At 71.7% G+C, this 15,334-nt stretch carries 10 protein-coding genes; 2 read left to right on the plus strand and 8 right to left on the minus strand.

Annotated features, from left to right (window positions below; translation table 11 throughout):
• Positions 1–14: 14 nt before the first annotated feature.
• From AB0N03_RS28370 to AB0N03_RS28400, 7 genes are all read right to left on the minus strand, one after another.
• Entirely contained in the window at positions 15–2,258 is a 2,244-nt protein-coding gene (locus AB0N03_RS28370) for an ADP-ribosylglycohydrolase family protein (RefSeq protein ID WP_364377705.1), read from the minus strand.
• Entirely contained in the window at positions 2,259–3,674 is a 1,416-nt protein-coding gene (locus AB0N03_RS28375) for a TNT domain-containing protein (RefSeq protein ID WP_364377707.1), read from the minus strand.
• A complete protein-coding gene (locus AB0N03_RS28380; RefSeq protein WP_364377708.1) occupies positions 3,671–4,105 on the minus strand; it encodes a hypothetical protein in 435 nt (144 codons plus the stop codon). Before AB0N03_RS28380 ends, AB0N03_RS28375 begins: the two co-directional genes overlap by 4 nt.
• The gene (locus tag AB0N03_RS28385) at positions 4,105–10,560 is read right to left on the minus strand and encodes a toxin glutamine deamidase domain-containing protein (RefSeq protein WP_364377710.1); all 6,456 of its coding nucleotides are present in this window, start codon (positions 10,558–10,560) and stop codon (positions 4,105–4,107) included. Before AB0N03_RS28385 ends, AB0N03_RS28380 begins: the two co-directional genes overlap by 1 nt.
• Positions 10,561–10,575: 15 nt before the next feature.
• Positions 10,576–10,899, minus strand: coding sequence for a WXG100 family type VII secretion target (locus AB0N03_RS28390; protein ID WP_284743459.1), 324 nt, complete (start codon positions 10,897–10,899; stop codon positions 10,576–10,578).
• Entirely contained in the window at positions 10,899–11,450 is a 552-nt protein-coding gene (locus AB0N03_RS28395; RefSeq protein WP_364377712.1) for a YbaB/EbfC family nucleoid-associated protein, read from the minus strand. Before AB0N03_RS28395 ends, AB0N03_RS28390 begins: the two co-directional genes overlap by 1 nt.
• A 142-nt stretch (positions 11,451–11,592) precedes the next feature.
• Positions 11,593–12,885 carry an MFS transporter gene (locus AB0N03_RS28400; protein ID WP_364377713.1) on the minus strand — a complete coding sequence of 431 codons (1,293 nt, stop codon included), beginning with the start codon at positions 12,883–12,885 and terminating at the stop codon, positions 11,593–11,595.
• A 201-nt stretch (positions 12,886–13,086) separates the two neighbouring features.
• Here AB0N03_RS28400 and AB0N03_RS28405 point away from each other — a divergent pair, with 201 nt between their 5' ends.
• Complete coding sequence (locus AB0N03_RS28405; RefSeq protein WP_364377715.1) at positions 13,087–13,668, plus strand: YqgE/AlgH family protein; 582 nt, start codon at positions 13,087–13,089, stop codon at positions 13,666–13,668.
• On the opposite strand, the gene AB0N03_RS28410 is transcribed toward AB0N03_RS28405, so the two are convergent.
• Complete coding sequence (locus tag AB0N03_RS28410) at positions 13,665–14,084, minus strand: SdpI family protein (protein ID WP_364377717.1); 420 nt, start codon at positions 14,082–14,084, stop codon at positions 13,665–13,667. The genes AB0N03_RS28405 and AB0N03_RS28410 overlap by 4 nt on opposite strands.
• A 66-nt stretch (positions 14,085–14,150) precedes the next feature.
• Here AB0N03_RS28410 and AB0N03_RS28415 point away from each other — a divergent pair, with 66 nt between their 5' ends.
• The gene (locus AB0N03_RS28415; protein ID WP_364377719.1) at positions 14,151–15,311 is read left to right on the plus strand and encodes an esterase-like activity of phytase family protein; all 1,161 of its coding nucleotides are present in this window, start codon (positions 14,151–14,153) and stop codon (positions 15,309–15,311) included.
• Positions 15,312–15,334: the final 23 nt, after the last annotated feature.

Consider the following 15,334-nt stretch of genomic DNA (forward strand, 5'->3'; position numbering starts at 1 on the left):
TCCCCATCCTCGCGTCAACGCCGCGGGTACCGCTCGATCCACTCGTCGCCGAGCGCGCTCAGCGCCGAGTGCCGGTCGAAGTGCCAGTAGGCGTCCGAAGCGACGTTCTCGACCAGGTAGCGCAGCTCCAGCTGGTCGACCCACTTCTGCGGCAGCCCGGGGATGCCGGTGCGCGCGCCGAGCAGGGCGCCGGCGACCGCGCCGGTGAGCGCGCTGCGGCCGGAGTGGTTGACGGCCCGCAGCAGCGCCTGCTCCGGGTAGTTCTCGAAGCCGGACAACGCGGCGAAGGCGCGTCCGAGGACCGACAGCGTCGACTTGCCGTCGCCGATCAGCTCGGGCATCCGCAGGTCGGGCAGCCCGTGCTCGCCGAAGAACGGCACCGACTCGGCGACCATGTCCTTGATGTCCGTCCACTCCGGACCCTGCTGGTACTGGTTGTCCGGGTTGAGCACCTCGCGGCTGAGGTTCCAGATCGGGAAGCTGAACGCGTCCTTGGTCAGCGCGTGCTCGAACAGCCAGGTCAGGTAGGTCGCGGCGGCCAGGTCGGGCTCGGTCGGGTGGGTGACGCCGGCCAGGTCGCGCACGGCCTGGCGCGCACCGCCGCTCAACCCGCTCCCAGGGCCGGCCATGGTCAGCGCGGCGGGCAGCGCCGGGATCAGCGCGGCCGGGCCGGACAGCGGCGGCGCGCCCCCGGCTTCGGTCGCGAGCTGGTGGTAGGAGTTCAGCTCGACGTCGTCGGCGTCGCGGCGGGCGTGCAGGTCGGCGACCTGCACGAGCCAGCCGTCCGCGTCCTCCAGCGGCGCGCCCTGCGTGCGCAGCCAGCGCTGCAGCGCACCGCGGACCACCCCGGGGAAGAGTTGCTCGGCTTCGCGGGACTCCGGCTGCTCGCGGTGCGGGCTGCGGATCGCGGCCTCGGTGTAGAACAGCAGCCGCTGCGTCAGCGAGCCGATCCGGCCCGCCTGGTCGAACGCCGGCACCAGGTCGGTGACGCCTTCGATGCCGAACTTCGCGTGGATGTCGTGCAGCATCATCCGGTCGACGGCCGCGCCGAGGGCCTCCCCGAGCGCGAAGCCGACGTACGCGCCCGTGACGCGCTGCCAGCCGTAGCGGAAGCCGTCGAGGTCCTGCTCGAAGTACTTGCCGAAGGTGTCGAGCCGCGGCGTCGCGCGGCCGGCGTTGTCGTACGTCGGCGCCAGGCCGTTCGCGCGCAGGTCGTTGGGCTTGCTGCGCGGCGGCTCCGGCATCTGCAGCCGCTTCAGCCACGACTCGCCGAGCACGGTCTTCGCGCACTCCTCGGCGGTGAGCTCGTAGCCGCGCTTGCGGGCCTTCTCGGCCGCGGCGAGCGGCGGCTTGACCGGATCCGGCAGACCCATCCGCGACGCCGTGTCGGACGCGACGCGGATCAGGTCCTCCTCGGCCTCCGGGCAGCGGCCGTGCACGTCGATGCGCGGCTCGTGCCGCGGGAAGCGCTGGACGATCCCGGCGAGCTCGCCGCTGGAGACGTCCTCGATGGTCGTCGGGCCGCCGTTGATCACCAGGTTCGGCGGGTGCTCGAACTCGGCCAGCGTCGCGACGTCGACCTTCCACCAGCCGTGCTCGCGCGAGGGCAGGTTCCGGGTCGAGCTGAACACCTTGAGCTCGTTGCGCTCCTCGGCGAAGTAGAACCGGTCGGTCTTGCCGGTCTCCAGGTCGAGCGGGACGAACACCTCGCACCGGATCAGCCCGATGAGCAGCAGCTCGCGGGTCAGCCAGCCGACGCTGGCGAACGACAGCAGCGTCTCGAGGGTGTTCTCCGGCTTCGGGTAGCCACGGCGGATCGGCCCCGCCTTGTACTCGGGGTTCTCCCGCTCTTCGCCGGTCTGGTTGCCCTCGGCGTCGACCTTCACCCAGCCCGCGACGGCCTGCAGCGGCACGCCCAGCTCGCCGAGCCCGGCCTTGACGTACTCGGGGTCGACGACCTCGCGCCAGTTCTCCTGGCCGGGGAACGCCACCGGCACCGACAGGCCGCCGGGGTGCGGGTGCGCCTGCCGCAGCTCGCCGTCCGGCTCGCGGACGACGACCGACGGCGGCGGGAAGATCTCCTTCTCCGGCCGGCCCTCGTCGAGGAACTCGATGGTGTTGTAGGGCACCGACCAGCCCTCGGGGATGCGCAGCACCTTCTCGGTGTCCACCCGGAGCCCGGCGGGACCGGAGACGTCCGGGCCGTGCACCGCGCGCAGCCACTGGCCGACCTTGGCAACCGCTTCCGCCGCTTCCACCTACTCGATCCTCTCCAGGCTTCCGTCGGACTCGTGCTCGGCGATCGTCTTCGGCAGCACGAAGGCCACCGCGCCACCCGGCAGGTTCGCCCACGGAACCGTGATGCCGGTGATCACGTGCAGAGGGCGTCTCAGCCGGTAGCTCCGCCGCTCCCGCTCACGTTCCAGCGGCAGCGACGTCGTGGCGAACCGTACCTCCCCGTGGTGGACGAGGTTGCCGGGTTCCTCGCCGAAGCGCAGAACGACCGTACCCGCCACGAGCCGGGTGATGCGCTTGTTGCGGAGCAGGGTGAGGGGAGGCTCACCTGGAGCCGGGTGGACCGGCCAGTCGTCGAGCTCCTTGGCGGTTTCCAAGGGTGTTTCGTGCCCGGCGGTCATCCGGGCGGGGTGCAGCAGCAACGCCCCGAGCAGCTGCTGAGCGGCGTCTTCGAGCCGCTCGAAGTACTTCGGCTCCCGGGGCTCCTCGCCGGCGTGGGCGGCGACCTCCCAGCCGTCGGGCGTGAAGTTGAGGCACCACGTGCCGTCGGCCCGGCCGCCGACGCGGTACGCCTCCGGCCAGACCCCGTGCTCGCCGAGCCGCTGGACCAGGACGATCAGCAGGTCTTCGTCGCCGAGCTTCGGATCCGGCGTGGTCTCCAGCTCCGCGACGACGTCGCCGCTCGTCTTCTTCACGTCCGCGCGGCTCGGCTTCGGCCGCGGCTTGCCCAGCAGGTCCGCTTCGGCGGTCCGCCGGACCAGCAGCTCGACGTACGGCGGCTGGTAGTGGTGGCGGCGGATGTGCGCGACCAGGTCCGGCTCGGGCGGCAGCCCGTCCTCGGCCAGCAACCGCGCCACCGACTCGGACCAGATCCAGGCCCCGTCGGTGTGGAAGCGCTCGTCGCCGTCTTCGTGCACGACGGCTTCCCGTTCGAGGTACTGCAGCACGAGCGGCACCTCGGTGTCGGTCAGCGGCGGCCGCTCGGCGTCCGGGCCGCCGACGTCCGCGTGCCGGAACACCACGCCCAGCGGCAGCTGCGCGCGCAGCCGCCACCAGTCGGGGATGTGCTCCTCGGCGCGCGGGAACGCGGCGAGCTCGTCCGGGTAGGCGGCCGACGGCGGCGCGTCCGTCCACACCGGATCGTCGTCGAGCGCGAAGTCGAAGTCGAAGGTGCCGTCCGGGGTGAGCGTGAACCGCGCCTGCAGCCAGGTGCCGCGGTCCTCGGCGTACATCCCCTTGCGCAGCTCGGTGAACAGCTCGGCGACGGCGTCGGACGTCGTCGCGTTGTGGCCCTGGAGTTCGGTGTGCGTCCCGACCTGCCGGAAGTCGATCGCGGCGGGCCCGGCGGCGTCGGTCCGGAGCTCGCGGACGAGCTTTCCCAGCTGCACCAGGACAGTGCGCTGCTCTTCGGGCGAAAGTCGATGTTCCACGTGAATCATCGCGCCAGCACCGAGGTGAAGGTGAAGGCCGGAGCCTCGCCGGCGTCGCGGCGGGCGAACTCGTCCTCCCACATCTTGAAGGTGCGCCGGTACAGCGAGTCGATCAAGGCGCGTTCCTCCTTGGTGATCTTGCGGTGCTCCTCTTCGGTCGCGGCCCAGATCGCGTCGATGGTCTGGTAGAGCGCGAAGATCGGCCCGTCACCGCGGAGGTAGTGGTGTCGCTCCTCCTCGGTCCGGCGCACGAACCGTTCGCGGTCGAGGCTCCGGATGTCCGGGCTGTGGTCGAGGAGCACATCGGTGACGTGCTCCGGTTTTTCCTCGAAGGCGCCGGTCTTCCAGTTCAAGATGCGACCGGTCAGCCCGCCGTCGGGCGTGCTCTCGACCACGTACGTGTGGTCGTAGTACTCGAAGTAGGACGGCGTATGAACCATTAGAGACTCCCCTGCAGCGCGTCCCAGAACAGCTCTCGTTCGCGCTTGACCAGCCCGTCGATCAGGGCCTGTTCCTCGGCGGTGTGTGGTCGGCTTTCGGCTTTCTTGAGCGCCTTGAGGTCACGTCGCACCTCGTACAGCGAGTGCTCGTACGCCGAGACGTCGTCCAGCGCCTTGAGATGGAGGCGCAGCTCGGCGACGTGCCCGTCGATGCGCACGCTCATCTGCAGGTCGCGGTAGCCCGCCGGAGCGGGGTTCGCGAACCGGTCGTCGAAGTCGACGACCTCCAGGTCGGGATGCTCCGCGATCCGCGCCAACGCGGCGTAGGCGTCCTGCACGCGTTCGAACTGGATCATCGCGCCCGCGAGATCGACCAGCCGCGATGCGTCGCCGTCGTAGTTCGTGTTGATCTTGTCCATCGCCCGGCCTTCGGACTTCGGCCCGGGCCGGAACCCGGCGTGGCCGCCGGTCTCCTCGGCCAGCGGCGGCAGGATTTCTTTCAGCTTGAGGTCGGCCCGAGCCGCTTCCCGGTAGCGCTCGGCGAGGTACTCCCGCGTGTGCGCCTCATCTCCGAGCTTGCCCGGGTCGAACGATGCCTGCTTGCGGTGTGCGTTCGGATGGTCCTTCGCCTCGTCGAGCACTTCCCGCGACGTCTCGGCTTGCTCGGGTGTCAGCGGCGTCGGGTCCGCGTGCGGTGCCACCGGTTCCGTGTCCGGGGCCGGGTGGTGCACCTCGTGCACCGCGTCGGCCAGGATCGGGATGGCCTCGTCGTGCACCAGCAGGCTCGCGATCGTCTCCGGCTTGCGCAGCAGCGAGCGCGTCAAGAACTCGTTGGCCGGGTCGTGGAGCAGCTCCACCAGCTCCGGGTGCCCGGCCAGCCGCGTCCGGACGAACTCGCCGACCGGCCCGAGGTTCTGCGGGTTCCCCTCGTGGTCCTTGACGACGAGATCGGTGGTCGCGCCGGCGAGCGCTTCGGCGACCCGCGGCTGCGCGAGGAGCTCGCCGAGCCGGGACTGCGGGGCGCTGCCGTAGCCGCCGTGCTCGGTCGTCTCGGCGTGCTCGGTCTGGACGTGCGCCTCCTCCGGCGTGCCGACGTGCATCAGCTTGATGCCCTTCGGCGGCTGCGGAAGGTGCAGGAGGTCGCCGGACTGCGGGTCGATGAACGCGACGCCGTCGCGGGTGTGCACGACCATCGCGACGTGCCCGTACTCGACGCCGTTCGGGCCCTCGTACTTCACCGCGACCACGGCGTGGTGGTCGAGCGGCTTGTCCCGCATCTCGCGGATGACGTCGTCGTAGCTGCCGCGCTCGGAGAACGTCTCGCCGAACCGGCCCTCGAGGTGCTCCAGCGTGCCGCGGGTGCCCATCTCGTGGAAGAGGATCGGCTCCGCCGTCATGTCCCCGCCGCGCAGCCGGTCCAGGTACGCCTCGGGCGCGCGGGTGCAGTTGGACAGGTACCCGTTTTCCAGCGCGCCCGGCTGGTGGAAGCCCGGGTTGACCTCGCGCAGGTGCGGGTGCCGGTCCTGGACGTAGGCCGCGCGCTCCGCCGGCGTCGCCGCGCCGGCGTGGATGGCCGGCTCGGAGGGCGGGTTCGTCGCGCGCACCAGGCTCGAGTAGTCCGGCTGGGGCTCGGGGGTGGGCGGTGTCTCGGCCGGCCCGTCGAGGACGTCGCTGACCTTCGGGGGCTCGGGCTGCGGCGTGACGTGCTCCGGCTCGCCGAAGCCGCCGAGGCGTTCCATCAGGGCGGCCTGCTTGCGCCGTTCGAACTCGGCCGCGTCGTGGTCGTTCTCGGCGCGGCGCTCGGCCATCTTCTGCCGCGCGGCCTCGGAATCGAGGTAGCGCGGGTGGCCGGGGCCGATCTCCTCGGCTTCGATGACCCACTTGCGGCGGCCCTCGGGCGTGAGCTCCAGCCGCCGCTCGTGCACCAGCAGCTGCGTGCCGGGCGGCGACAGCGACTCGCGCTCGGACGGGTTTTCGGCGAGCTTCGAGATGTCGCGGAGGTTGTCCGACCGGACGTGCAGCTCGACGTCGTCGCCGAACTTGCTGGTCGAGAACTCGCCGGTCTTGATGGACGCGCTCGAGAAGGACGGCTCGACGACGACCGCGCCCGGCTCGTACGGCCCGGCGACGAGTTCGGCCAGCCGCGGGTCACCGCTGACGTCGAAGGCGCGGATGGTCTCGCCGGACGTGCGCGGGACCTGGTTGAGGCCGTCGGTGATGGCGCGGGCGTTCGCCTGCGCCAGGTCGAAACCGGGGTGACCCGGGCCGCGGCGCAGGGCCTCGTTGACGTCGTAGGCGTACTCGCCGCGGGTGTAGCCGTGCACCGCGACGGCGCCGTCGTCGGTCAGGGGCAGGCCGGCGGCGTCCCGGCGGACGAGCGCGCGGTCGTGGATGTCCTGGTAGATGCGTTCGTCGCCGACCGCGCGGCGGATGCTCTCGTGGTCGGCCGGGGTCCCGCGGTGGTCGTCGTCGAAGAGGTAGCCCTCGTCGTGCGGCAGCCGTTCGGGCGCCGGGCCGAGGCGGTCGGTGATCGACGGCGTTTCGTGCGGTGCCTCGCCGCCGAGGGGCAGCTCGCGGATCCCGGTGGCGTCGTGCGGCAGTTCGGCGAGCCGCCCGGTGACGGGATCGGCGAACAGGACCCCGTGCTCGGTGTGCACGGCGGCGACCAGTGCGTCGCCACCGGCGTGCTCGAAGGCGACGGCGGACCGCGCGCCGACGGGACGTCCCCCGAGGTCGCGCGCGACGTCGTCGAAGCTGCCCCGGCCGCTCCACGGCCCGCTGAGGCTCTCTCCCCGGGCAGGCCCGGCGACGACGTCCTCACCGTTCATCCGCCGGTCGAAGGCGGTCATCGACTCGGCGGAGTTCGTCCGGTAGCCGTGTTCGCCCGGGCTGTAGTGGTTGCGGGTGTTGACGGCGGCGAGTTCGGGAACGGCGTCCCGGACGAGCCGCGCGTGCTGCTGCGGAGTCTCGACGGACCCGGCGTGGAGCACGGGCGGGCCGCCCGGCGTCAGCGGTTCGGCGAGCTGCGACCAGCCACCTTCGGGCGCGTTCGTGGCGGGCGGACGCTTTTCGGCGGGCGGCGGCGCGGAGTCGTCGCCACCGAGCAGCTTGAACAGATCGCCGGACGGCTTGAGATGGGGGTACTCGGCGTAGAACCGCGCGTCCTTTTCGGCCTGTTCCCGCTCGAAGCGCTCTTCGTCGGCGCGGGCGGCGGCACGGCGTTCGTCGATCGCGTCCCGGGTGTCACCGCGATACCGCGGATCCCCGGGCGCGATCTCTTCGGCGTGCACGATCCACTGCGGCTGGTCCCGGGCGCCGGGGCGGTTCTCGAAATCGGGGTGCCCGGGGTGCCCGGGCCCCTTTTCGACCCCGGTGATCTCGAACTGCGACCCGGCCTTGAAGAGCACCTCGCGCTCGCGCCCGATGCTGGCCATGGACTCGACGTCGCGGCCGGTCCGGGACTCGATCCGCATCTCGACCTCGCCGGCGAAAGTGCTGCGCGGATGCTCCGCGTCGACCTTCGACGAGCTGAGGAAGGAGGGCTCGGTGATGTGCGCGCCCTCGTGGAACCGCCCGAGGAAGGCCTGGAGCCGCGAGGGATCCCCGTGGAAGTCGACCCGCCGCGAGACGGTGCCGACGTGGGCAGGCATTTCGTTGAGTCCCGAAACGAGCGCCCCGGCTTGGGGGGCGAGGTCGATCAGTTCCGGGCCCCCGAGCCGCAGCGCCCGGTTGAGCGGCCCGACCAGCTCGTGCCGCGTGTAGGCGTGCACGGCGAAGGCGCCTTCGTCGGACATGCCGGGATGGAACTCGTCCCGCTTGGCGAGGGCCTCGCGACGGACCTGTTCGTGACGCCATTCGCCGGTTTCCGGGCTTTGCCGCCCGGAGTCCAGGAAGGTGTCCTCGATCCGCGTGACGCCGGCGGGGTCCTGGGCCCGAAACCCGGGATCGGCGAGGTAGGGCTCGTCTTCGGAGTGGGTCGGCTCGTGCTCCGGTCCACCGGCGTGCTCTTGGTCCGTCGACGGCTCCGGCGCGTGCTCAGCAGGCTCGACCGGCCGCTCCTGAACCGGAGCGTGCTCGGCCACGGGCAGGTTCGGCTCCACCGGCCTCGCGGCCGGCTGCTCTGTGGGTCGCGGCGGCTCGAGGGGACCCTGCGGACCACGAGGAAGGCGTTCCTGCGGCGGACCGAACCGCGGCGGCGGAACCTGCGGCGGCCCCATCGGGCGCGGCGGACCCAGCCGCGGATCGTGCGGCGGCATCGGCGGCCGGCCAGTCGGCGGTGGCGGCATCGGCGGCCGTCCGCCCGGAGTCGGCCCCTGCGGTCCGCGTGGCTGGTTCGGGTACCCCGCGGGACGCTGCCCGCCCGGCATCCCCGGCTGCGGCGGACCACCCTGCGGCCCCACCGGCGGCCGCGGCGGCATCCGTCGCGGATCGTTCGGCGGCTGACCCCGGTGAGAGGGATGCCCACCCTGCGGCGGCGGCCCACCCCGAGGCGGCTGCCCACCAAGCGGCGCCTGACCTCCCGGCGGCCGTTGCCCACCGCGCGGCGGTTGTCCGCCGTGTGACTGCCCGCTCTGCGGTTGGCCGCCGTGCGGGGGCTGGCCGCCGTGTTGCTGCCCGCCCTGCGACTGCCCACCGTGCGGTGGCTGCCCGCCGTGCGGTTGCCCGCCGGGTGGCTGGCCGCCGTGCGGTTGCCCGCTGTGTGGCCGGCCGTTCTGCGGTTGGCCACTGTGCGGTGGCTGGCCGGCCTGCGACGGCCGCCCACCCGACGGCATCGGCGGTTGCCCACGCATCGGCTGGCCACCCGGCGGCATCCGGCGCGGGTCCTGCGGCGGCATCCGTCGTGGCTGTTCGTGCGGGGGCATCGGAGCTTGCGGTGCCGGGCCAGTCGGGCGCGGACCTGGGCCACCTGCGAGTCCGGGGCCACCACCGCCGTTCGGCATTCCGCTCGGTGGGGGCGGCGTGAGTCCGCCCGGGGGCGGGGCCTGCTGCGGCGACGGTCCGCTCTGGGACGGCGCCGTCCCCCCGTCGGCCGCGAAGGGCTGGTTCGTGCCGCCCGTGAAGCCGGCCGCTCCGACGTTGTCCTGGGGGCGTCCACCGATCTGGCGGCCGGGTTCCGGTGGGGCCATGCCGTAGCCGCCGCTCGACGGTGCGCCCGCCGAACCCGGCGTCGCACCGTGCGACGAGACCGGTGCCGCCTCGCCCACCGGCTGGCTCGGCGCCGGGGCCGGTTGCTGCGGTGCTGGACTGTCGGCCGGCGCCCTGACCTCCGGCCGTCCTGCCTGCTGGACGTGGTCCGCACTCGGACGCGGGGGCTCATCCGCCGCGTGCCGCGGCTCGACGGACTGACGTTCCGGCGTCTGAGCAGGCGCGCTGTCCGCGTGTTGTTCAGCCTCGGCCGACGTCTCCCGCCGCGATCCGGGCTCCGAAGCCGACCCCGGCTCCTCACCCGAACCATCCCCAGACCGAGACTCCCCGGAAGAACCCGGATCCCGCGGAATGTTCGCCTCGTGAACCGAGTGCATCTGCTCCTTCGCGCCCCCGACGGCACCCCCCACCGCCCCGCTGGAAGCGCCGGTCAGCAGCTGCTCCGGCGTCAAAGACCCCAAATCACCGGTGACCGCCGCCTGCCCGACCGTCTGCGCAACCCCCTCGACCGCCCCCCGGCCCCCCGCTCGGAGAGCCGCGTCAGCAACCTGACCACCAGCAGAATGCGAAAGCCCCTCGGTAGCCCCGCGCCCGATCGACCCGGAAGCCGCGCCGACCACGCCGCCGACCGCGCCGGAAATCGCCGCGTCCGAAGTCTTCGACCAGTCCCAGCTCTGGCGATCGCCCTTCGCCATCTGCAGGCCCTGGATGCCCGCGTCCATCCCCAGGTTGATGGCCTCGTTCTTGAGGATCTCCATGCCGATCTTCTTGAGACCCTGCTTGAGCAGCTGCTCCAGCAGCTCCTTCGCGACCTGCTTGAACCCCTGCTGCGCCAGCTTCTCGAGCAGCTGCCGGAACAGCATCTGCACGGTCATCCGGGTAGCCACCTGCGCCGGCGCGATGCCCGCCGTCGAGCCGCCGAACGTCACCGCCGCCGCCGCGATCATCGCCGCGATCTGTGCGGCCAGCACGATCAGCGAAATGATGATCATGTACTTCGTGTACTCGACGTCCAGCGCCGTCTGATCGCACGAATCGCCTAACGCCTTCGTCGCGTCGGCCAGCTGCTTGAAGTACGCCTCGTCGCCCTCGACGAACTTCTTCCACTGCTCCACGAACGCGTCGGCGCCGTCGCCGGTCCAGTTGTCGCGGATGCCGGACGCCGCCTGGTTACCGGCCTCCGACGCCGGGGCGATCGCCGAAGACGCCGTGTGCCACGCGTCGCGCAGCGCGCGCAGCTTGGTCTCATCGCCCTCGGGCCAGCTCTCCCCGACGACGATCGGCAGCAGCCACTTGACCGCGTCGGGCATCTCCATACCCACGGGTCATTGCCCCTTGCCGAGCTGCGAAGTCACGTCTTCGTCGGCGCCCGACAACGCCTTCATCGACTTGGCGACGTTCTGCTGCATCCCGCGCAACCCCTGCACGAGGTTGGCGAAGCCCTCGACGGCGCCCTGTGAACCGGGCACATAGTCCTTCGCGAACTCCTTGCCGGAGTCGTCGTCGCCCCAGCACGCGCCCTGCGCGTCGAGGGCGCCCTGCAACGTCTTCAGCGCGCTGTCCAGCCCGTCCGCCGCCGTGGTCAGGCCGTTCGAAGCGCGCAGGACCGCGTCGGGTTCCGCGGTGAAGCCGGAGCCCCCTTCGGGCATCAGTCGCCCCTCGTCATCCAGGACGTCGGCGGCTCCTCGTCCTCGTCACGCGGCGGGCGGACGCGCTTGGGGGCGGACTGCTCGGAATGACTCAGCGGCGCGGGCGCCGGTGGCGGCACGGCCTCGTTGCGCAGGATCGAGCCGCCTTCTTCGTACGAGGGCCGCGGCGCCGGCGCCTCTTCCTCGACGAAGTCGGGGAACCGCGGCACCAGCCCGGCCAGCGACGGCGCGCCCTCGACGAGGTCCGCGAGGTCGGGCAGTCCCTCGGTGATCGACGCCATCAGCTCCGCGATCTTCTGCTTGACCTGCAGCGATCCCTGACGCACCACCGTCTGGACGGTGTTCGCGAGCTGCGCGGGCGTCGTGCGTTCGAACGCGTTCGGCGCGAACTCGAGCTTCGCGAGGTTGCCGCCGGCGTCGATCGTGGCGCGGACCAGACCATCGGGGGAATCGACCTGAGCGGTGGTTTCCGCGGCCGCGGCCTGCGCGTCACGCAGCTGCGCCGTCTGCCGCTCGAAGTTCTCCAGGAGGGTGTCCATTTGGTCCTTCATCGCGGCATTGCGTGCTTCGAGCCGTGCACGGTCGTCGCCCGCGGTGGTCACAGGTCCCCCCGGTGTCCCTCGAACCTACTAATGACTTGCCGTCACCCTAATGCCAATGGAGCAGTGACCGTGACCGGTTCGGGTGTTTTCCTCAGCGAACCGCACGGCGCCGCGCGACCACGTACCCGGCTCCACCGACGAGGTAGCAGACGGTCGCCGCGATGAGCAGGCCCGGCGAGCGGCCGTCGTCCGGGACGACCAGCGCCCCCAGCGAAACCGCCGCGACCTGCGTGATGTTGAAGAGCGTGTCGTACAGCGCGAACACCCGGCCGCGGGCCTCGTCGGCGACGTCGAGCTGGATCGACGAGTCGACGCACAGCTTCAGCACCTGCCCCGCGCCGGTGATGACGAACGACGCGAGCAGCGCCAGCGGCAGCACCATCGGCAGGCCCAGCGCGGACTGCGCGATCGCGGCGAGCAGCAGCGAACCGAGCACCGCGCGCAGGCGGCCGAACTTCCGGAGCAGCCGCGCGGTGAGCAGCCCGGCGATCAGGATGCCGGCCCCGGCGAGCGCGGCCATCTGCCCGAGCCCGGGCAGGCCGGCGCGGAAGAGGCCGTGGTCGGTGAAGTAGTTCCGCATCATCAGCACGGTGACCAGCAGCGACACCCCGAACGACGCCCGGTGCGCGAACAGCGCGATGAACCCGGCCGTGACACGCGGCGCGCGCAAGGCGTGACGAGCACCGTCGGCCAGCCCGCGTGCGACGGCCAGCACGGGGTTCGTCGGCTCGTCGACCACCGACGGCCCGAGTACCCCGCGCGCGAACCCGCGGGCGATGAACGCCGAGACGACGGTGCCGAGCACCGCGAACGCCGTGGCCTCGGCCGATCCGACGTCGTTGCTGCCGAACAGCGCGCGCAGGCCGATCGCGCAGCCGCCGCCGATGACCGCCATGAACGAGCCGAGCGTCGTGGCGAAGGCGTTCGCCGTCACGACGCTCTCTTCTTCGACGACGTGCGGCAGCGACGCCGAAAGCCCGGAGCCGATGAAGCGCGAGATGCCTTCCGCGGCCAGGGCCAGCGAAAACAGGCCGACCCCGCCGAAGCCGAACCCGACGGCGGCCGAGGCCAAGACGATCGCCAAGCCGCGCAGGAGGTTCGCGAAGATCAGGACTTTCCGGCGGTCCCAGCGGTCCAGCAGCGCACCGGCGAAGGGGCCGACCACGGAGTACGGCAGCAGCAACGCGGCGAACCCACCGGCGATGGCGAGGGGATCGGCGGCCCGCTCGGGGTTGAACAGCACGGCTCCGGCGAGACCCGCGCGAAAGACGCCGTCACCCCAGCTCGCGGCGAAGCGGGTGAACAGAAGACGCCGGAAGTCGGGGTCTTTGAGCAGCTCCCGCGGCCCCCTGCGCGTTGTCGCCGTTCGAGCGCTGATCGTCACGGACCCAGCGTAGTGGGTGGTCGACGCACTGAGGTCGCCTCTCGGCGGCTATGCGCAGTGTGGCTCCTGCCGGACGGTATTCCACAAAGGCGGTTCTTCAGTGAGCCCGGGGGACACGGAGTGCGCCGACCAGAGTTCAAACGAGGCGGGTGGGGCGATTGTTCCCGAGCCGAAGTAATTCGCCGGGCCGGGGGTGGGATCATGGGTCGCGTGCCAGCGGACGCCGAGGTTGAACCGGGAACGCTCCTGGTCGCCGCCCCCACGATGGTCGACCCCAACTTCCAGCGGACCGTCGTGTTCGTCATCGATCACCGCGACGAAGGCACGCTCGGCGTGGTCCTGAACCGGCCGAGCGACGTCGCCGTGCACGACGTGCTGCCCAACTGGGGCGGGCACGTCGCCGAGCCGCAGGCGGTGTTCGTCGGCGGGCCGGTCGAGAAGAAGACGGCGCTGTGCCTGGCCGCGCTGCGCACCGGCGAGACGGCGGCGAGCGTGCCGGGCGTGATCGCGGTCCGCGGCCCGGTCGCGCTGGTCGACCTGGACACCGACCCCGAGGCGCTGGTGCCGAAGGTCCGCGGCGTGCGCGTGTTCGCCGGGTACGCGGGCTGGGACTCCGGTCAGCTGGCCCGCGAGATCGAGCGTGCCGACTGGCTCATCGTGCCCGCGCTGCCGAGCGACATCCTGGCCTCGCCGAGCGGCGACCTGTGGAGCCAGGTGCTGCGCCGCCAGGGCATCCCGCTGGCCCTCCTGGCCACCCACCCGGGCGACCTCCAGCGGAATTAAGCTTCTTCCTTCTGCAAGACCCCGCAGCCGCCGGCGCCGCACGCGCAGCCGCTGCAGCCCGCGGGCGCGGCCGGAGCCGGCGCGGGCACGGTCAGCGCGGCCCGGTTCCCGAGCACGCCACCGCCCATGACCAGCACGAGCATCGCCAGGACCCCGGCGAGCGCGGCCGAGATCAGGCCGGCGGACGTCGGCATCGCGAGCCCCGCCAGCCCGGTGAGCACGGAGATCGCGCCGCCGGCCATGGTCGGCAGCCCCGCGACGCGGTTGGCCAGCTTGAACGCTTCTTCGCTGCGCAACGCGGCCTGCGTGCGCACGCCGGTACCGCCTTCGCGCGTCAAGCGCTCGCGGAACCCGAGGAACCCACCAAAGCCGACGAGCAGACCCAGCACGACCGGAACCAGCGCGATAGCGAACACGAGGTCAAGGATAAGCGTGACGTCCTGGCAACCTGGCGGATACCCTGACCGACTGTGCTACAGGCCATGTCACGACGTGTATTGCCCACAGTGTTGGCCACTGCTCTGATCGGGGGGATTTTCGCCGCGGCGCCGGCGGAAGCCACCGAGAGTCACCAGCGGCCGATCCGTCTGCTCGGCGAGCAGATCGTCCCCAACTCCCTGCTGTTCCAGGGCACGGTGGTCGGCGGCCTCTCCAGCATCGACTACGACCCCCGGACCGGCGGTTACGCCCTGATCTGCGACGACCGGTCCGCGATCAACCCCGCCCGCTTCTACACGGCGACCTTCCCGGTCTCGGCGAAGGGCGTCGGCCCGGTCACCTTCACCGGCACCAAGCCGCTGCTGCGCCCGGACGGGACGCCGTACCCGCCGCTCACCCAGAACGACCCCTCGAAGCCGCAGAACGAGCAGACGATCGACCCCGAAGAGCTGCGCGTCGACCCGTGGACCGGCGGCTACTACTGGTCGCAGGAGGGTGAGCGCACCGCCACGACGTTGATCGACCCGTCGATCCGCGAGGCGCGCCGCGACGGGAAATACGTCCGCGACCTGCCGATCCCCGCGAACGAGAAGATGACCCCGACGGCAGGCCCGCGCCAGAACCTCGTGCTCGAGGGCATCACCTTCACCGGGTTCGGCTCGCTGCTGGCCGGCGAGGTCGAGGGTCCGCTCCTGCAGGACGGCCCCGAGCCGACGACGACCACCGGCGCGCTCTCGCGGATCACCCTCCAGTCGCGGTTCGGCCCGATCCTGGCGCAGTACGCCTACCCGCAGGAGCCGCTCTTCGCCGCGCCGGTGCCGCCGACGGCGTTCGCCACCACCGGCGTCTCCTCGATGCTGGCCGTCGACCAGGCCGACCCGACGAAGTTCCTGATGATGGAGCGCTCGTTCAGCACCGGCGTCGGCAACAAGGTGCGCGTCTACGAGATCGACACGAAGGGCGCGACGAACGTCCTGGACGTCAAGTCCCTGGGCGACGCGAAGCACGTCAAGCCGGTCAAGAAGCGGTTCCTCTTCGACGCCGCCGACCTCGGGCTGTCCACTGTGGACAACATCGAGGGCATGACCTGGGGCCCGAAGCTGCCGAACGGCGAGCGCAGCTTGGTCATCGTCAGCGACAACAACTTCTCACCCACGCAGGTCACCCAGTTCGTCGCACTGGCGGTCCCCTCGGAACGGCTTTGACCAGCAAGTTACGATGAACGTGT

The sequence above is a fragment of the Amycolatopsis sp. NPDC051061 genome (assembly GCF_040682935.1).
Taxonomy (GTDB): Bacteria; Actinomycetota; Actinomycetes; order Mycobacteriales; family Pseudonocardiaceae; genus Amycolatopsis.

Excerpts from the sequence above, each read along its gene's own strand:
- AB0N03_RS28415 (WP_364377719.1), top strand. The coding sequence starts at position 14,151 with ATGTCACGACGTGTATTGCCCACAGTGTTGGCCACTGCTCTGATCGGG.
- AB0N03_RS28385 (WP_364377710.1), bottom strand. The coding sequence starts at position 10,560 with ATGCCCGACGCGGTCAAGTGGCTGCTGCCGATCGTCGTCGGGGAGAGC.
- AB0N03_RS28375 (WP_364377707.1), bottom strand. The coding sequence starts at position 3,674 with ATGATTCACGTGGAACATCGACTTTCGCCCGAAGAGCAGCGCACTGTC.
- AB0N03_RS28390 (WP_284743459.1), bottom strand. The coding sequence starts at position 10,899 with ATGCCCGAAGGGGGCTCCGGCTTCACCGCGGAACCCGACGCGGTCCTG.
- AB0N03_RS28405 (WP_364377715.1), top strand. The coding sequence starts at position 13,087 with ATGGGTCGCGTGCCAGCGGACGCCGAGGTTGAACCGGGAACGCTCCTG.
- AB0N03_RS28380 (WP_364377708.1), bottom strand. The coding sequence starts at position 4,105 with ATGGTTCATACGCCGTCCTACTTCGAGTACTACGACCACACGTACGTG.
- AB0N03_RS28395 (WP_364377712.1), bottom strand. The coding sequence starts at position 11,450 with ATGAAGGACCAAATGGACACCCTCCTGGAGAACTTCGAGCGGCAGACG.